The 16,764-nt window shown below is 66.0% G+C and carries 13 protein-coding genes; 1 reads left to right on the top strand and 12 read right to left on the bottom strand.

Annotated features, from left to right (window positions below; all coding sequences use genetic code 11):
- Positions 1-95: 95 nt before the first annotated feature.
- Entirely contained in the window at positions 96-3,920 is a 3,825-nt protein-coding gene (locus PV761_RS16610) for a TM0106 family RecB-like putative nuclease (RefSeq protein WP_347898419.1), read from the top strand.
- Positions 3,921-3,938: 18 nt separating this feature from the next.
- On the opposite strand, the gene PV761_RS16605 is transcribed toward PV761_RS16610, so the two are convergent.
- The 12 genes from PV761_RS16605 to PV761_RS16550 form a co-directional block, all read right to left on the bottom strand.
- Positions 3,939-4,685, bottom strand: a complete 747-nt coding sequence (locus PV761_RS16605) for a triose-phosphate isomerase family protein (RefSeq protein WP_347898417.1) — start codon at positions 4,683-4,685, stop codon at positions 3,939-3,941.
- A 28-nt stretch (positions 4,686-4,713) separates the two neighbouring features.
- Positions 4,714-6,063, bottom strand: a complete 1,350-nt coding sequence (locus PV761_RS16600; protein ID WP_028272100.1) for an MFS transporter — start codon at positions 6,061-6,063, stop codon at positions 4,714-4,716.
- 56 nt (positions 6,064-6,119) lie between these two features.
- Positions 6,120-6,284: a hypothetical protein gene (locus tag PV761_RS16595; protein WP_156037175.1), complete on the bottom strand. Its 165-nt coding sequence runs from the start codon at positions 6,282-6,284 to the stop codon at positions 6,120-6,122.
- 12 nt (positions 6,285-6,296) lie between these two features.
- Entirely contained in the window at positions 6,297-7,064 is a 768-nt protein-coding gene (locus PV761_RS16590) for an SDR family oxidoreductase (protein ID WP_347898414.1), read from the bottom strand.
- Positions 7,065-7,098: 34 nt separating this feature from the next.
- Positions 7,099-8,091 (bottom strand): 3-hydroxyacyl-CoA dehydrogenase family protein, encoded by a 993-nt coding sequence (locus tag PV761_RS16585; RefSeq protein WP_347898412.1) that lies wholly within the window; start codon positions 8,089-8,091, stop codon positions 7,099-7,101.
- Between the two features lie 2 nt (positions 8,092-8,093).
- The gene (locus PV761_RS16580) at positions 8,094-8,615 is read right to left on the bottom strand and encodes a ribose-5-phosphate isomerase (RefSeq protein WP_347898410.1); all 522 of its coding nucleotides are present in this window, start codon (positions 8,613-8,615) and stop codon (positions 8,094-8,096) included.
- Positions 8,612-10,390, bottom strand: coding sequence for a dihydroxyacetone kinase subunit DhaL (dhaL, locus tag PV761_RS16575; RefSeq protein ID WP_347898408.1), 1,779 nt, complete (start codon positions 10,388-10,390; stop codon positions 8,612-8,614). The genes PV761_RS16580 and dhaL overlap by 4 nt, the downstream gene beginning before the upstream one ends.
- A 102-nt stretch (positions 10,391-10,492) precedes the next feature.
- Positions 10,493-11,494: a sugar phosphate isomerase/epimerase family protein gene (locus tag PV761_RS16570; RefSeq protein WP_347898406.1), complete on the bottom strand. Its 1,002-nt coding sequence runs from the start codon at positions 11,492-11,494 to the stop codon at positions 10,493-10,495.
- 162 nt (positions 11,495-11,656) lie between these two features.
- A complete protein-coding gene (locus PV761_RS16565) occupies positions 11,657-12,364 on the bottom strand; it encodes a GntR family transcriptional regulator (protein WP_347898404.1) in 708 nt (235 codons plus the stop codon).
- Between the two features lie 140 nt (positions 12,365-12,504).
- Positions 12,505-13,584, bottom strand: coding sequence for an alkene reductase (locus tag PV761_RS16560; protein ID WP_347898402.1), 1,080 nt, complete (start codon positions 13,582-13,584; stop codon positions 12,505-12,507).
- Between the two features lie 82 nt (positions 13,585-13,666).
- The gene (locus PV761_RS16555; RefSeq protein WP_347898400.1) at positions 13,667-14,722 is read right to left on the bottom strand and encodes a 2,3-butanediol dehydrogenase; all 1,056 of its coding nucleotides are present in this window, start codon (positions 14,720-14,722) and stop codon (positions 13,667-13,669) included.
- Between the two features lie 142 nt (positions 14,723-14,864).
- Positions 14,865-16,655 (bottom strand): NAD(P)/FAD-dependent oxidoreductase, encoded by a 1,791-nt coding sequence (locus tag PV761_RS16550; protein ID WP_347898398.1) that lies wholly within the window; start codon positions 16,653-16,655, stop codon positions 14,865-14,867.
- Between the last annotated feature and the right edge of the window lie 109 nt (positions 16,656-16,764).

The following is a 16,764-nucleotide window of genomic DNA, read 5'->3' as shown; positions in this document are numbered from 1 at the left end:
AGCCAAATTGTCAGGGCCCTTTGGTAGCTTGGCAATAAGGCATCAGCGGCAACTCACAACAACCGGCACCGCAACATCTACAGCAACGAGGCGCAGTGTTTCTTCTTGAACCGGAAGTACCGGATCTGGCACAGGATCTGGTCTTCTCCGCGAGCGATCTGGTGACCGCGGCCACGTGCGAATACCAGTTGCTGCGAAAACTCGATGAAAAACTGGGCAGGTGCCCCAAAGCCGAATTCGAGCCCGACGAGATGCTGGCCCGCACGGCGAAGCTTGGTGACGTCCACGAGCACAAGGTCCTGGACAAGTTCCTTGATGAGTTCGGCCCGTGGGATCCCGCCACCGGCCGCGGTGTGTACGACGTCGCAGCCGCCACCGCAATGGACCGCGCCACCCTGCAGGCCAAGCATGCCGAATCCATCGATGCGCTGCGGGCCGGGGCGGACGTCGTCTTCCAGGCCGCCTTCTTCGACGGCCGCTTCCACGGCCGCTCCGACTTCCTGGTCAAACAGGATGACGGCAGCTACGCCGTGTACGACACCAAACTGGCCCGCCATGCCAAGGTGACCGCGTTGCTCCAGCTTGCAGCGTACGGCGACCAGCTGCTGCACGCCGGAATCACGCCGGACCCCGCGGTCACCCTCATCCTTGGTGCCACCGTGGAAACTGCGGGAGGCGGCTTCGACTACGTCCGCAGCAGCCACAAGCTCGCCGACATCCTCCCGGTGTTCCGCGAGCGCCGGGACAGGTTCCTTGCGCTGACCACCGGCCACCGCAACCAGCCCGACGCCGTCAGCTGGGGTGCATCCGGCGTCGTTGCCTGCGGCAGGTGCGATTACTGCCAGGAACAGGTCAAAGCGACGGACGACCTCCTCCAGGTCGCTCGGATGAACTCGGCGCAGCGGAAAAAGCTCCACGCGGAAGGTATCTTCACGGTCAAGCAGCTGGCCGATGCCGCGCTGCCCGGCGCCAGCCCCTCCCTGCTGCGGATGCAGGACCAGGCCAGGATGCAAAGCAACACCGGCACGGCAGACGGTTCCGTAACTTACGTCAAGGACAGCCAACAGCACAGCATCAGCTACCGGGTGATCCCGGAGAACACGCTGGCGGAACTGCCCCCGCCGAGCCCCGGCGACATCTTTTTCGACTTCGAAGGGGATCCGCTGTGGCAGGACAGCGCCACCGGCGTCTGGGGGCTCGAGTACCTGTTCGGAGTTATCGAAGCGCCGCTGGAACCGGATCGCAGTACCGTGTTCAAGCCCTTCTGGGCCCACAACCGCGCCGCCGAGAAGCAGGCCTTCCTCGATTTCCTGGATTATGTGGAAGACAGGCGGCGCCACTACCCGGACATGCACGTCTACCACTACGCCGCCTACGAGAAGACGGCGCTCCGCAAACTGTCGGTGATGCACGTCGCCGGTGAGGACGTGGTGGACAACTGGCTGCGGGACGGACTCCTCGTGGACCTGTACCAGACCGTGCGGAACAGCATCCGCATCTCCGAGAACTCGTACAGCATCAAGAAACTCGAGCCGCTCTACATGGGCAGCAACCTCCGCTCCGGGGAGGTGAAGGACGCCGGCGCGTCCGTGGTGGCATACGCCGATTATTGCGAAGCGCGCGACGCCGGATTGTCCGAGGACGCCGCGGCCGTCCTCGCCGGGATCTCCGACTACAACCAATACGATTGCCTCTCCACGCTGGAGCTCCGCGACTGGCTGCTGGGGCGTGCCGCCGAGCGGGGAATCCGCCCGGCCCCGGGAAACGACGGGCCTGCCGGAAACGATGGGGCACCCGGAAGTGATGGGGCACCCGGAAGCACGGGGGGCTCCGGAAATTTAGGGCGGGCGGCATCTGAGTCCGACGACGGTGCCGCGCTTAGGCGTTCCGAACTGGCCATCCGGGCGTTCCTCGCCCGGGCGGCGGAGTCACGCACCGCAGGAGGTGACTTACGCGCCGCAGAGGGTGGGGTCAGCGGCCCCGATTCCGATATTCAGGCTGTCGCCATGGTGGATGCAGCCGTGAGCTACCACCGCCGCGAGCGCAAGGCATTTTGGTGGGCACACTTTGACCGCTGCGAAAACGGCCCCGACACCCACCAGCAGGACCGTAACGTCTTCCTCGTGGAGGAAGCCCGGATCCTCGATGACTGGCACAAGGTGGGCACCAGGCTCCCGGAGCGCAGGGTGCAGCTGACCGGAAACCTGACCGCCGGCTCGGACCTCCGCGAGGGCAGCAAGTGGTTCCGGATGTACGACCGTCCATTGCCGGCAGGGCTTGAGGGCACGGGCAGCGACGGGTCGGGGCGCAACGGATGGTTCGGGACGGAGGTCCTGGAGATCGGTCACGAAGACGGGCGGGACACTGTGGTGATCCGGGACAGGCTGCACCGGAAAATCGAACCGCACAACAGCCTGCCCATCGCCCTGACCGAAGACCAGCCCGTGGCCACCAAGAGCTTGGAGGAAGCGCTGGCCCTGCTGGCGGACCAGGTCGCTGCCGGCCTTCCGGACAGCTCGGCGGACGACGCGGGTCTAGCAGCCGCACCGTCAAAGGCCGGTGCATCCGCCAAGGCCGCACCGTCAAAGGCCGGTGCATCCGCCAAGGCCGCACCGTCAAAGGCCGGGGCGCCGGGCAGACCAAACTTCCGGAAGCACCCGGCGTTGGACCTGGTGCGCCGGGTTCCGCCGCGGCTGGTGACAGGCGGCCCGCTCCCCGCACCGGCTGGCGGACCGGACCGCTTCATTGACGCCATCACTTCCGCGGTGGAGGCGCTCGACCATTCGTACCTCGCGGTCCAGGGGCCGCCTGGCACCGGCAAAACGCACGTCGGCTCGCACGTCATCGCGCGGCTTGTGGCCCGCGGCTGGAAAGTGGGCGTGGTTGCCCAGTCGCACGCGGTGGTGGAGAACCTGCTCTGCACTGCCGTGGCAAAAGCCGGAGTGGACCCGCGCCGTGTCGCCAAGGACGTGAAACACGACGGTGCCCTGCCGTGGCACCACCGGGACGCCGCAGACGTTGAACGGCTGCTCAGTTCGCCGGGCGGCGCGCTGGTGGGCGGCACCGCCTGGACCATGACCGGCTCCACGGTTCCCGCCGGCTCACTCGATCTTCTGGTGATCGATGAGGCCGGGCAGTTCTCCCTTGCGAATACCCTCGCTGTTGCCCAGGCGAGCCCGCGGATGCTGCTGCTCGGCGACCCGCAGCAGCTCCCCCAGGTCAGCCAGGGCACCCACCCGGAGCCGGTCAATGAATCCGCGCTCGGCTGGATCTCCGCGGGCCGTGCCACGCTTCCGCCGGAGCTGGGGTATTTCCTGGCCGACTCGTGGCGGATGGCGTCCCCCCTGTGCGAAGCCGTTTCGGAGCTTTCCTACGAGGGCAGGCTGCGCTCAGCACACGCGGCGGACCTGCGGAGCCTGGAGGGCGTTCCTGCCGGAATCGAAACCGTGATGGTCCCGCACGGCGGCAACATCACGTCCTCCCCGGAGGAAGCAGCTGAAGTGGTTCATCAGGCGGAGAGGCACCTTGGCCTGATGTGGCACGATGAATCCGGCGGCCGCCCGCTGGGGCAGCAGGACATCCTGGTGGTGGCGGCTTACAACGCCCAGGTGAACCTGATCAGGGACGCCCTCGACGCGGCCGGCCACACCGCGGTCCGAGTGGGCACCGTGGACAAATTCCAGGGCCAGGAAGCTGCCGTAGTGATAGTGTCCATGGCCTGCTCTGCGGTGGCCGAGGCTCCGCGCGGGATGGAATTCCTGCTCTCCCGGAACCGGATCAACGTGGCGGTATCCCGCGGCAAATGGCGCGCCGTGGTGGTGCGGGCACCGGAACTGACCAACTACCTGCCCACCCATCCGGAAGGGCTCGAACAGCTGGGCGGTTTCATTGGATTGTGCCAGCGGTCGGCTACCAGCTAGGCGGCGGTCCGCCACAAACTAGGACGCAGGGAGCAGGGCCTCATCCAGTACCCTGCCGAAGTTCGCGGCGTCGTGTGCGAACCGGCCCAGGAACAGTCCGGAAACGCCGCCCAGCCTGGGAAGCAGGCCGGGTTTCGCTGAACCGCCGTAAATGACCGGGAGTCCCTGAAGCCCGGGCCGGGCGAGCAGGCCACGGAGGTGATTCACGACGTCGGACACGTAGCCCGCGTCCGCGGGCTCGGCGGCACCGATGGCCCAGACCGGTTCGTAGGCAATGACGATGCGCGAGGCCAGCGCCCAGTCGCCCCCGACGGCAGCCTCGATCTGACGGAACACATGATCGGCCGCATCACCGGCAGCAGCGGCGGAGTCTTCGCCAACGCACAGCAGCGGCGTCAGCCCGGCGTCGTCCGCTGCCCGGACCTTGAGCGCCGCCACGGCGTCGTTTTCGCCGAAGTGCGCACGGCGCTCGGCATGGCCGATCTCCACCAGCCGGACGCCCAGCTCGGCGAGCATGGACGGGGCCACTTCACCGGTCCACGGGCCGTCCGCCCAGCTGCAGTTCTGCGCGCCGAGGAGCAGCGGCGATCCGTCCACCAGGGCGGCGGCCGCTGGGAGCACGGGGAAGGACGGGATCACAAACGGGACAACCCGCCCGGCCGCGAGGGCCGGACGGGAGTCCACTTCGTGCCGCAGGCGCTTGAGCCATTCCAGGCTGTCCCGGTAACCCAGGTACATCTTGGTGCTGACCCCGACATACGTCACGGAGCTGTTTTTACTTTCCAGGCTGTTGCTACTTCTCAAGCAGTTCGTCTGCCTTGTTCTGGAACCGCTTGGTCGCGAACATCATCGCGGCCGCCAGGAACGGCAGCACACCCAGGGCGTAAACACCCATCGTTCCGGTGTCGGACGCCGTCACCTGGTTCACCGTGGTGCGCAGGATCGGGGCCACGAAGCCGCCCAGGTTGCCCAGGGAGTTGATCAGGCCGATACCCGCAGCCGCCGCCGTGCCGGTGAGGAACGCCGTCGGGTAGGACCAGGCGATAGGCCCGATCGACAGGAAGCTGCACACCGCCAGCGTGATGAAGATGATGCCCAGTGCCGGGATATGGTTGGCGCCGGCCCAGGCCGAGCCGAAGATGCAGAGGCCGGTGGAGATGAACAGCCCCGTGCCCCACACCCGGCGGCGGACGATGGTGTTGGCGGCTTTGCCGATGAAGTAGCAGGCGAAGATGCCGAAGAACCACGGGATGGCCGCCAGCAGGCCGACGGCGAACCCCACCTTCTGGCCGGTCAGCTGGGCCACCTGCTGCGGCAGGTAGAACGTCACGCCGTAGACCGCCACCTGGAGGCAGAAGTAGATGACGGTGAAGTACCAGACCTTGCGGTTCTTCATGGCCGCGAGCACGCCGCGGGGACCGGTTTCTTCCTTGACGGTGTCCTCCAGTGCCATGACATCCAGCAGCGCCTTCTTCTCCCCGGGGTTCAGGAACTTTGCGTCCTGGGGGCTGTTGATCAGGAAGAAGTACGCGGCGATGCCGGCCACTACTGCAAGCATGCCTTCGACGAAGAACATGACCTGCCAGCCGGCCACGCCGGGGACCTGGTCGCCGATGTTGATCAGCCAGCCGGACAGCGGGGCGCCCATCATCTGGGAGAACGGCTGGGCGAGGTAGAAGATGGCGAACATCTTCACGCGCACCTTGTTCGGGAACCAGGCCGCCAGGAACATGATGACGCCCGGGAACAGGCCTGCCTCAGTCACGCCGAGCAGGAAGCGCAGGATGATGAAGGACGTCTCGCCCTGGACGAAGGCGAAGCACGCGGACACGATGCCCCAGGTGATGGCGATGCGGGCCAGCCACACTTTGGCGCCGAACTTGGTCAGGAGCAGGTTGCTGGGGATTTCGAACAGGGCGTAGCCGATGAAGAAAATGCCGGCGCCAAGGGCGTAGGCCCCGGCCGTGACTCCGCGGTCCACACCGAGCGCCGCTTCGGCGAAACCCACGTTGGTGCGGTCCAGGAAGGCCACGATGTACAGGATGACGAGCATAGGCATGAGCCGGAACGAAGCTTTGGAAATCGCCGATTTGAGGACCGGCGAATCCAGGAGCTCCTTCGTGGACGTTGCTGTTAGGGACATCAAAACTCCTCTTTGAGTAAATCAGTTGCGAACGAAGGGGGTACTTCGGGTCCTAGCTAGCGGGAGAACGCGATGATCATGATCCCGGCGAGGCAGGCGAGGATGCCCACGGCGAGGTAGATCTGGCGTCCGCGGCTCCAGGACCTGAGCCCCGTTGCGGGCCGTGGCGTTGCCGGCCGTGCTTTTGCGGACAGTCCTGCGGGGTTGCTGTGCTGTGCCATGGCTGGCCTTCCCTAGTGCATGTAGAGTCCGCCATCCACATTCAGCGTCTGGCCGGAGATGTAGCCGGCGTCCTCGCTGATGAGGAAGGCGATGGCTGCTGCGATGTCGCGGGTGGACCCGACCCGGTTGACGACGAGGTCCTTGGTGAGTTCGTCCTTGCGTTCCTGGCTGAGCGTGCCGCCCATGATGTCGGTGTCGATCGGGCCCGGGGAGATCGCGTTGACTGTGATGTCGTACTCCCCCAGTTCCCGGGCAGTGGAACGGGTCAGCCCGATCACGCCGGCCTTCGCCACCGAGTAGGGCGTCTTGGAGAAGGTGCCGCCGCCGCGCTGGGCCGACACGGAGGAGATGTTCACGATGCGCCCGATCCGGTTCTTCACCATGGACTCGGCTACGCGGCGGGTGGCGTAGTGGACGCCGTTGAGGTTGATGTTCAGGACGCGGTCCCATTCGGCCAGGTCCAGTTCCAGGTACGGAACGGGTGAACTGACCCCGGCCACATTGGCGAGGGCCACTATTTGCGGCAGTTCGGCTTCGATCTCGTCGATCGCGCTGCGGACCGATGCTTCATCGCCGACGTTGGCGCCGACGCCGTGGGCCTGCACGCCGTACTGGGCTGCGAGTTCCTTGGCGGTGGCTTTGCAGAGTGCGTCGTCAAGGTCGATGATGCCGATGTTCCAGCCTTGCGCGGCCAGGTAGTTGACAGTGGCCCGGCCGATACCGCGCTCGGAGACGGCTCCTGTGACGATTGCCGTGCGTTCTGCGGGGAAGATGCTCATGTGGGTGGCTCCTGGGTGAAGTAAAGGGGCGGAGTTAGTTGATGGGCGCGGGGCCGAGGTCTTCGAGCAGCTGCTGCATGGCCACGTAGGCCTTATTGCGGTAGGCGATCAGCTCAGGCGTGCGCTCTGCCGGAACGTTGAGGAAGCCCGCGCCGGTCTTGGTGCCCAGCTTTCCCGCTTCCACCAGGTCCGTGAGGATCTTCGGGGTGGCGAACCGCTCCGGGAAGTCGGTCTGGAGCGACTTGTAGCAGAAGTTGTAAACGTCCAGCCCGGCCATGTCGGCAATCGCGAAGGGACCGAAGAACGGCAGCCGGAAGCCGAAGGTGGTGCGAACCAGGGTGTCCACATCGTCCGCGGTGGCGATGCCCTGCTCCACCAGCTGCGCGGCTTCGTGGAAGAGCGCGTACTGCAGGCGGTTGAGAACGAAGCCGGTGACGTCCTTGACGACGGCGGTCTGCTTGCCTGCTGCGTGCACCAGGTCGCGGACCGCGCCGACGGTGGTTGCCGACGTACCGGCGTGGGGGATGATCTCGACGCCGGGGATGAACGGTGAGGGGTTGGAGAAGTGCACGCCGAGGAACCGCTCCGGGTTGGTGACCGGCTCGGACAGTTCGGCGATGGAGATGGTGGAGGTGTTGGAGCCGATGATGGCGTCCGGCCTGGCCGCGGCGCTGATGCGGGCCAGCGTCTGGTGCTTGATGGCGATGACTTCGGGGACGGCTTCCTCAATGAAGTCCGCATCGGCCACGGCTTCCTCGATGTCCTTGGCGGCCCAGAGGTTCTGCTTCAGGATTTCGGTGGAACCGGCAGGGAACAGGCCGTCGGCCACGAACTGGTCAGATTCCGTCAGGAGACGGTCGTAGTTGCTCTGCGCTACTTCGGCGGACACATCGGCGAGTGCCACGCGGGCTCCGCCGAGCGCCAGGACCTGCGCGATCCCGCCGCCCATGTAGCCGGAGCCGACGACGGCGATCTTCCGGGCGCTGTTTACGGCTGCCGCGTTGGGGGTGCTTACTGTTTCGGTCATGATCAGACTGCCTTCGTGTAGTCGGGCTCGTAGGAGCAGATGGCGTCCACCTTGGCGGCGGAGGATGAGGTCTCGTCGAAACGGTAGTCGAGCCACTCGCCCACCAGCTTCTTGGCCAGCTCCAGGCCGATGACGCGCTGGCCCATGGTGAGGACCTGGGCGTTGTTGCTCAGGACCGAGCGCTCCACGGAGTAGCCGTCGTGGGCCGTGACGGCGCGGATCCCGGGGACTTTGTTGGCCGCGATGGCCACGCCCAGCCCCGTGCCGCAGATCAGCAGCGCACGGTCCGCTTCGCCGTCGGCCACTTTGCGGGCGGCGTCGACGGCGACGTGCGGGTACGCGGTGGAGTCGTTGGCGCCCACGCCGATGTCCAGCACGGACGCGACGCGGCTGTCGGCTTCGAGCAGGGCCTTCAGCGCTTCCTTGTACTCGACGCCGGCTTCATCGTTTCCGACGACGATCCGCCAGCCTGCGGTGCTCCCGGAAGTCGTGTTGCTGGGGCTGGTGCCCGGGGTGGTGCTCATGCTGGTGCTCCATTTCCGGCCGCGGACGCGGCAAGCTGTGAATCCGTCAGGGCGGAATTATTCAGTTCAGAATCGAGGTAGTTCGAGATCCGGGTGGCGATCAGGCCGAAGGAGACGGCGCCGGGATCGGGATGGCCCAGGCTCTTTTCGGCAAGGGGACGCGCGCGGCCCTTGAGCGGCCGGAGCGCCGCGGTGGCGTCGGCTGCGGTCACTGCAGCAGCCGCTGCCGAGGCGAGCGCCCCGCGTGCCGGGGTGCCGCCGTCGAACGCTGTGCGGAATGCGTCCCGGAAGGGAAGCAGCGCGTCCACCATGGTCTTGTCCCCCGGCTCGGCCTTGCCGAGTTCGGTGATGGCGTCCACGAAGGCGGTGACGGCGGCCGCCGCATCCTCTCCGCGGTACGAATCCTTGTTGCCGAGGGCGAGCCCGGCAGCGATGACCGCGGATCCCCACAGCGCACCTGAGGTTCCGCCGGCGCGTTCGCTCCAGGCCTCCCCTGCTGCGGTGAGAACGCGTTCCACCGAAGCCCCGGCTGCCGAGGTTTCCTGTGCTGCCGCGGCTGCCGCGTCCACTCCGCGGCGCATGCCGATGCCGTGGTCGCCGTCGCCGGCGATGGCGTCCAGGTTGCCCAGTTCCTCTTCATGCTCGACGACGACGCCCTGCACCTGGGCGAGCACGGCGGCTGCCAGCCGGCCCAGCTCAGCTGCTGCCGGCGTCGTGTTTTCCACTTCGCCGGCCACGGCGTCTTCCGGGCCGGCCAGCTCGCGGAGTGCGCGCGGGGCCAGGTTGCCCTTGCGGAAGGCGGGGGTGTCGGCCGGAGCCGCCCAGAACTGCTCCAGTTCATCGTCCAGCCACAGCAGGGTCAGGGAGAGCCCGGACATGTCCAGGCTGGTGACCAGCTCGCCGCATTCCGGTTCCACCACGGTCAGGCCCGCAGCGGTGAGGAGCTTGTCGATCTTGCCGAACAGCAGGAACAGCTCATCGTATTTGACCGTGCCCAGGCCGTTGACGATGGCCACCACGCGGTTCCCGACGTCGTCGGGCTTGTCCGCCAGGAGCCGGGAGACGAGCAGCTCGGCGAGTTCGGAGGCGGTGGGCATGGGGTGTTCGGAGATGCCCGGTTCGCCGTGGATGCCCAGGCCCAGCGACATCTGGCCGGCGGGCACGTGGAACAGCGGAGTGTCCGCTCCGGGGAGGGTGCAGCCGTCGAATGCCACGCCCAGGGAACGGGTGCGGTAATTGGTGCGGATCGCCAGGCGTTCGACGGCGTCGAGGTCCAGTCCCGCTTCGGCCGCAGCGCCGGCGATCTTGAAGACCGTCAGGTCGCCGGCGATGCCGCGGCGTTTCTCGATCTGGTCCAGCGGGGCGCTGGCGATGTCGTCCGTGACGAGGACGGTGCGGGTCTCGATGCCTTCGGCGTTGAGGCGCAGCTGGGCCTGGCCGAAGTGGAGCACGTCGCCGGCGTAGTTGCCGTAGCTCAGCAGCACGCCGCCGCCGGCGTTGGACGCCTTGGCCACCCGGTAGACCTGGCCGGCCGCCGGGGACGCGAACATGTTGCCGCAGGCGGAGCCGGTGGCGAGGCCCGGCCCCACCAGTCCGGCGAAGGCCGGGTAGTGGCCGGAGCCGCCGCCCACCACCAGGGCCACCTGCCCGGCGGGCACCTCGGTGGAGCGGACCACGCCGCCGTCAACGCGGGCAACGTAGCCGCGGTTGGCTGCGACAAAGCCTTCCAGTGCCTCATCCGCGAAATCAGCGGGGTTGTCGAAGATCTGGGTCATGGTTTCCTCATCGAATCCGTGTTGGGAAAAGCGGTGTCGGGCTGACGGCCTGCTTAGGCGACGGCCTGTTTAGGCTGACGCCCTGTTTAGACGACGGCCTGTTTAGACGACGGCGAGTGCGGCGGCCGGCTGCTGCCGGCCCTGGGCCACCTGGCTCTGGCCCAGCGCGTAACCGTCCGTCTTGGGGAGGACGTGGCGGCGGAGGTAGTCCTGGTTGCTGGCCGTCATGCTGAGGCCGTCGCCGCCGTAGTGCTCGGTGCAGAGGATGCCCTGGAACCCGACGGACAGCGCGAGCTTGAAGGCTTCGCGGTAGTTGATGAGGCCGCTTTCCATCGGCGCCGGCATGGCGACGTACATGCCGCGGGCCGCGTCCTCATCCCGGATGTAGTTCTTCATGTGCCAGTAGTTGGAGTACGGCAGGGTCTTGGCCACCATCTCGCGCCAGTCCTCGATGGGCCGGTGGAGCCGGATCAGGTTGCCGAGGTCCGGGTTGAGGCCGACGTTGGACAGTCCGATGTCCTGGACCAGCTGCACCGAGGAATCCGCGGTGCCCAGGTAGGTGTCCTCATACATTTCGAGCGAGAGCAGGACGCCGACTTCGGCTGCGTGCCGGCCAAGTTCGCCGAGGCGGCTGACGGCGTTGCCCCAGGCTTCCTTGTTTCCTGCCGGGTCCTTGTAGCCTTCGACGGTCCAGAACCAGAGCTGTTTCTGCTGCTCAGGCGTAATGGCCTGGTGGAGTCCGAACGAGACGACTTCGCAGCCCAGCTCGGCGGCGGCGTCGATGGTGCGGTGGCTGTAGGCAAGGTTGGCTTCCCAGTTGCCTTCTTCGATGACGCTGCGGCGGATGGCGGAGATGACCGGCACGCCGATGCCCACGGCATCTGCCGTCTGCTTGAACTCGGCCAGGCGCTCCTTGCTGAGATCGCCGGGGCGCACCCAGCTGTCCGTGAGGTCCGCGTGGGCGAAGCCGGCTTCCTTGACCTCAGTGAGGACGCTGGCCCAGGCCGATGCGTCGGCGTCGTTGATGTGGGTTCCCTGGGCGTCGGTGCCCGGGAACTGAAGCAGGGCCGCAGTAATGGGCCAGTTCTCGGCGGTGTAGGCCATGGTGTTCACTCCTTTGTGCGAATCCTGTTTCCTATAGGATTTACTATCGACACAAAGTTGTCAAGGTCACATTTCTGGTGGTTATGGCCCAACTAGGTAGCAGCAGGTGTCGTTTTGACGCTCCAAAACGACACCTGCTGCTACTCAGTTGGGGTGGCGGGATCAGGCCTCAGGGGCGTCAGCTATGGCGCGGCCGCGGACCTTGCCCACGTGCTCGGCCATGGCAGCCGCAGCCGACTCGGGGTCTCCCGAGGCCATCGCATCAAGGACGGCCTGATGTTCGGCGATGGCGTTCTCCGCATCCGTGATGCCCACGCCGCCGAAGAGCCGGAACCGCTGCACCTGGCCTCCCAGCGCCGCGTAGGCAGCCACCATGAACTGGTTTCCGGTCTGCTCGGCGATGAGGCGGTGGAACCGCTCGTCGGCCTCCAGGTAGTCACGGAATTCTGCGAAGGACGGCCCTCGCGGTGCGGTTTTCAGGTCGGTCACTGCCTGTTCCAGCTGGGCCAGGCTTTCCGGGGTCAGCCGCGCGCAGGCAAGCCGGGCATTCACCGGCTCGATGGCGAGCCGCGCTTCCATCAGCTCGGCGAAGTCCTCGCGGGTGAAGACGGGCGCCACCCGGTAGCCCTTGAGGGCAACGCGGCGGACCATTCCGGTGTGTTCCAGCCGGGCCAGAGCCTCGCGAACGGGGGTGGGCGAAACGTCAAGGTCACGCGCCGTGCCGTCAATGCTGACGGTGGCGCCCGGTTCAAGCCGGCCGTCCATCAGGGATTCCAGCAGTTCCTCATAGACGTGGTCGGCCAGCACCTGACGGCTCACGGGCTTGCCTTTTCGACTGCCGGGACTGGTGCTTTGGGACGGACGCTGCATGTTCAGATCCTATAGGCCAGCCTCCGACGCGGCCTGCACGGCCGGTCACAAAGCAGCGGACAACACAACAGGCGGGCGCAAAGGGGTTGCGCCCGCCTGTGGTACCAGTCTGTTATGCCAGGGCCCGGGGCCCTAAGTGGCTAGTTCGCGGACTCCTCGTAGAACGGGTAGTCCGTGTAGCCTTCGGCTCCGTCGGCGTAGAACGTGGCCTGGTTCGGTTCGTTGACCGGCAGGTCTTCTCGCCAGCGGCGCACAAGGTCGGGGTTGGCGATGGCAGGACGGCCCACCACCACGGCGTCGGCATGGCCGTCGGCAACCAGTGCGATGGCCTCTTCGCGGGTGGTGATCACGCCGAACCCGGTGTTGACCAGGAAGGGTCCGTTGAACCGGGAACGCAGGTACTGGACCAGGTCGCCGGCGGGCTCCTTGTGCAGGATGCTCAGGTAGGCCAGGTTCAGCGGCGAGATGGCGTCCACCAACCGGGAGTACGTTGCGCGGACGTCCGCGGCATCCGTTTCGAGGGCACCCTGGACGTTGTGCTCGGGCGAGATCCGGATGCCGACGCGGTCGGCACCAATGGCCGCAACCACTGCCTGCACAACCTCGATGACGAAGCGCGCCCGGTTCTCGGGAGAGCCGCCATAGATGTCGTCGCGCTGGTTCGACGACGGCGCAAGGAATTCGTGCAGCAGGTAACCGTTGGCGGAGTGCAGCTCAACGCCGTCGAACCCTGCCTCGATCGCGTTCAGCGATCCTTGGACAATTTCCTGGAGGACGCCGGGCAGCTCAGCGGTGGTCAGGGCGTGCGGCACGGGGTGTGGCTGCTTGCCCTTGTACGTGCGGGACTCTGCCTCGACGGCGATGGCACTCGGCGCGACGACCTGGTGGCCCCCGTTGATGTCCTCGTGCGAAACCCGGCCACCGTGCATGATCTGTGCGAAGATCCGGCCGCCTTCGGCATGCACTGCGTCCGTGACCGTTTTCCAGCCGGCAATCTGCTCGCGCGTGACGATGCCTGGCTGCCCCGGGTAGGAGCGTCCTGCATGGCTCGGGTACGTGCCTTCGCTGACGATGAGGCCAAGCGAGGCGCGCTGGCGGTAGTGCTCGGCAACGATGGGGGCGGGTACCCCCGCTTCGCCGGAGCGGAGACGGGTCAGCGGGGCCATCACCAGGCGGTTGGGCAGTTCGAGCTCGCCGAGAGTCAACGGGGAAAACAGCATGCGCAGTTCCTTTCAAAGCGGATTGGGTCCACTGAGCCCAACTGCGAGGCGCCTGCAACTATTCCGGATGAGACTCGGATCACTACGGATGCACGATGATCTTCACCGCCGTGTCGTTGTGGTGGATCAAGGTGTCGAAGCCCTTGTCCACGAGATCGTCCAAGGAAATCCGTCCCGTGATGAAGGGTTTGAGGTCGACTTTTCCATCCTGGACAAGTTTGATGGCGGCCGCGTGATCGCCGCGGTAGGCAATCGTTCCGCGCAGGTCGATCTCCTTGAGGACGATCTTCTGCATGTCCACGGTGGCCGGGCGTCCCCAGATGGACACGTTGACCACCACACCTGCGGGCTTCACGACGTCGAGCATAGTGTCCAGCACCGCATTCACACCGGCGCATTCGAACGCTGCGTCCGCCCCTGCTCCCCCGGTCAGTTCCAGCACCCGCGCCTTGACGTCGACGGCGCTGGGGTCCAGTACATGATCCGCGACGCCGGATGAGGTGGCTTTCTCTTTGCGCGCGGCGGACAGTTCGGTCACCACCGTGGTGACTCCCAGCCCTTTCAGGACCGCCGCCGTGAGCAGCCCGATGGGACCTGCACCGCCGACGACGGCGACGTCCCCGGCTTTGACGTCGCTTCGGCCCACTGCGTGATAGGCCACGGCGAGGGGTTCGATGAGCGCGGCTTCGTCGAGCGGAATATCGCCGACCGGGTGGACCCAGCGCGTATCAACCACGATCTTTTCGCTGAGTCCCCCGCCGCCGCCGGCAAGCCCGATGAAGCCCAGCTTGGTGCACAGGTTGTAGTTGCCCGCCCGGCACGGACCGCACTCGTCACAAACGAAGTAGGGCTCCACCACCACGCTGTCTCCGACGGACAGGCCGGTAACGCCGTCGCCCAGTTCCTCAACGATTCCGGAGAACTCATGTCCCAGGGTGACCGGGGCTTCCTCGTGGGAGAGCCCGTGGGGGTGTCCGGGCGGCGGGGTGAAGATGGGGCCTTCCAGGAATTCGTGGAGGTCCGTGCCGCAGATACCGCACCAGGCGACGGCGATCTTCACGGCACCGGGCCGCAGTTCCGGCTCCGGAACGTCTTCGATCCGGAGATCTTCGCGGGCGTGGAAACGTGCTGCTTTCATGGTCTTTTCCTTCGCTTACGGGGCCGTGGATGCACCCGGTCAGGCGCATCCACGGCATGTCGTTGGACTGTCACAGCAGGGGTCCGTCACCCCAGTGTGGTCCCGGGGAACTGTGGTTGTCACGGCCCCCTGCTCAGTTTGGTCAGCGCGTGTGGTGTGTGGGCTGGAGCTCGTAAACCGGCGTGGGCAGTTCCTCCATCCGCGCCTTGAGCTGCAGGGCGAGGTAGTTGGAATAGTGGCGGCTCTGGTGCAAGTTGCCGCCGTGAATCCAGAGATTCTCAACGTTGGTGGGCTTCCACATGTTGCGCAGCTCCCCCTCCCACGGCCCTGGGTCCTTGGGCGTGTCCGAGCCGAAGCCCCAGCATTTGCCGACGGCGTCAGCCACCTCGGGTGAGACGAGGTCGGCCAGCAAGCCGTTCATAGATCCGTATCCGGTGGCATAGATGATGACGTCGGCTTCGAGCTCCGCTCCGCTGTCCATGACCACGGCGTTCCCGGTGATTTTGGTGACTTGCCCGTTAGCGAGCTTGACCCGGCCGTCAATGATCAGTTGGGAGGCGCCGACGTCGATGTAGTAGCCCGAGCCGCGCCTCAGGTACTTGAGGAACAGGCCCGAACCGTCCACCCCGAAGTCCAGGTCGAAACCGGCAGCCTCAAGCTGCGAGTAGAAGTCGGCGTCGCGCCTGGCCATTTCCTCGTAAACGGGGATTTGGGCTTCGGGCAGGATCCGGTACGGCAAGGACGCGAAGAGGAGATCGGCCTTCTCCGTGGTGACACCGTTGGCGAGAGCCTTCTCCGAATACAGGTCGCCAAGGGCCAGGTCCATGAGTGACTCGCTCCGGGCAATGTGGGTGGACGACCGCTGGACCATGGTGACCTCCGCGCCGTGTTCCCACAGGTCGGCGCAGATGTCGTGCGCCGAGTTGTTGGACCCGATCACCACGGCCTTCTTGCCGGTCCAGTCTCCGCCGCCCGGGTGCTTGGACGAGTGGTACTGCTGTCCCAGGAAGGACTCGGCACCGTCGAACGTTGGAACGTTTGGATATCCGGAGACGCCCAGGGCGAAGACCAGCTGCTTGGGACGCAAGGTGACCGGTTCGCCGTCGCGCATTACCTGCACGATCCACTCCTGGGACGCTTCATCGAAGCGGGCGTTGGTGCACTCGGTCTTGGACCAGTAGTTGAGTTCCATGATCCGGGTGTAGTTCTCGAGCCAGTCGCCGATCTTGTCCTTGGCCGCGAAAACGGGCCAGTCATCAGGGAACTTCATGTAGGGAAGGTGGTCGTACCAGACGGGATCGTGCAGGTGGAGGGACTTGTACCGGTTCCGCCAGGAGTCGCCGGGTTTTTCGTTCTTCTCGATGATGATGGTGGGCACACCCAGCCGTCGCAGCCGTGCGCCGAGTCCAATGCCGCCTTGGCCTCCGCCGATGATCACGGTGTACGGCTGGTCTTCGTATCCCAGGCGGGCTTCCTCCTCCTCTTTGAGTTCCAGCCACGATTTGCGGCCCTTGCTGATCTGGTGCGCCACACCCTTCTCGCGGTTGGGGCCCTTTTTCTCCTCGAAGCCCTTCAGCTCTTTCATGGTGGTGAGAAGCGTCCAGCACTTGCCGTCGCGGAGACGCAAGTGGGCGTAGCCCCGCGCCTGGGAGGTTTCGAAGTCCACCCAGGCCTCGGTGTTCGCTGCGTCCCCGGTGGCATCCTCGGCGAGCGCCCAGTTGGTGGGCTGAACTTCCGCGAGCGTGGCATCCAGCATGCGCTTGATCTCGGCCTTGCCCTCGAGCGTCTTGAGGTTCCAGGTGAAGGATACGAAGTCGCGCCAATAGGGCTCGTCTTCAAACAGCTGTACTGCGGCGTCGATGTCCTTGCTGCGCAGCGCCTCATCGAACTGCGCCAGCCAGGCCTCCACGATGCCGTTTGGTGTTTCAGGCATGATTCCTCTTTCCGTTGCTTGCGGTGGGCCGCGTCCGGTTTTGTCGCCCCGCCCGGCCGTGACCCGCATCACAAGTAAAAGCCCCCTAGGGTTACAATCGAGTGACACG

Source organism: Arthrobacter sp. CC3 (assembly GCF_039907775.1).
In the GTDB taxonomy this organism is placed as follows: Bacteria; Actinomycetota; Actinomycetes; order Actinomycetales; family Micrococcaceae; genus Arthrobacter.
This window is presented reverse-complemented; position numbering and strand designations above follow the sequence as displayed.

Bases quoted from the DNA above. Each gene is read 5' to 3' on its own strand.
- PV761_RS16580 (WP_347898410.1), bottom strand. From the start codon at position 8,615: ATGAGCACCACCCCGGGCACCAGCCCCAGCAACACGACTTCCGGGAGC.
- PV761_RS16570 (WP_347898406.1), bottom strand. From the start codon at position 11,494: ATGGCCTACACCGCCGAGAACTGGCCCATTACTGCGGCCCTGCTTCAG.
- PV761_RS16550 (WP_347898398.1), bottom strand. From the start codon at position 16,655: ATGCCTGAAACACCAAACGGCATCGTGGAGGCCTGGCTGGCGCAGTTC.
- dhaL (WP_347898408.1), bottom strand. From the start codon at position 10,390: ATGACCCAGATCTTCGACAACCCCGCTGATTTCGCGGATGAGGCACTG.
- PV761_RS16565 (WP_347898404.1), bottom strand. From the start codon at position 12,364: ATGCAGCGTCCGTCCCAAAGCACCAGTCCCGGCAGTCGAAAAGGCAAG.
- PV761_RS16555 (WP_347898400.1), bottom strand. From the start codon at position 14,722: ATGAAAGCAGCACGTTTCCACGCCCGCGAAGATCTCCGGATCGAAGAC.
- PV761_RS16560 (WP_347898402.1), bottom strand. From the start codon at position 13,584: ATGCTGTTTTCCCCGTTGACTCTCGGCGAGCTCGAACTGCCCAACCGC.
- PV761_RS16595 (WP_156037175.1), bottom strand. From the start codon at position 6,284: ATGGCACAGCACAGCAACCCCGCAGGACTGTCCGCAAAAGCACGGCCG.
- PV761_RS16585 (WP_347898412.1), bottom strand. From the start codon at position 8,091: ATGACCGAAACAGTAAGCACCCCCAACGCGGCAGCCGTAAACAGCGCC.
- PV761_RS16600 (WP_028272100.1), bottom strand. From the start codon at position 6,063: ATGTCCCTAACAGCAACGTCCACGAAGGAGCTCCTGGATTCGCCGGTC.
- PV761_RS16590 (WP_347898414.1), bottom strand. From the start codon at position 7,064: ATGAGCATCTTCCCCGCAGAACGCACGGCAATCGTCACAGGAGCCGTC.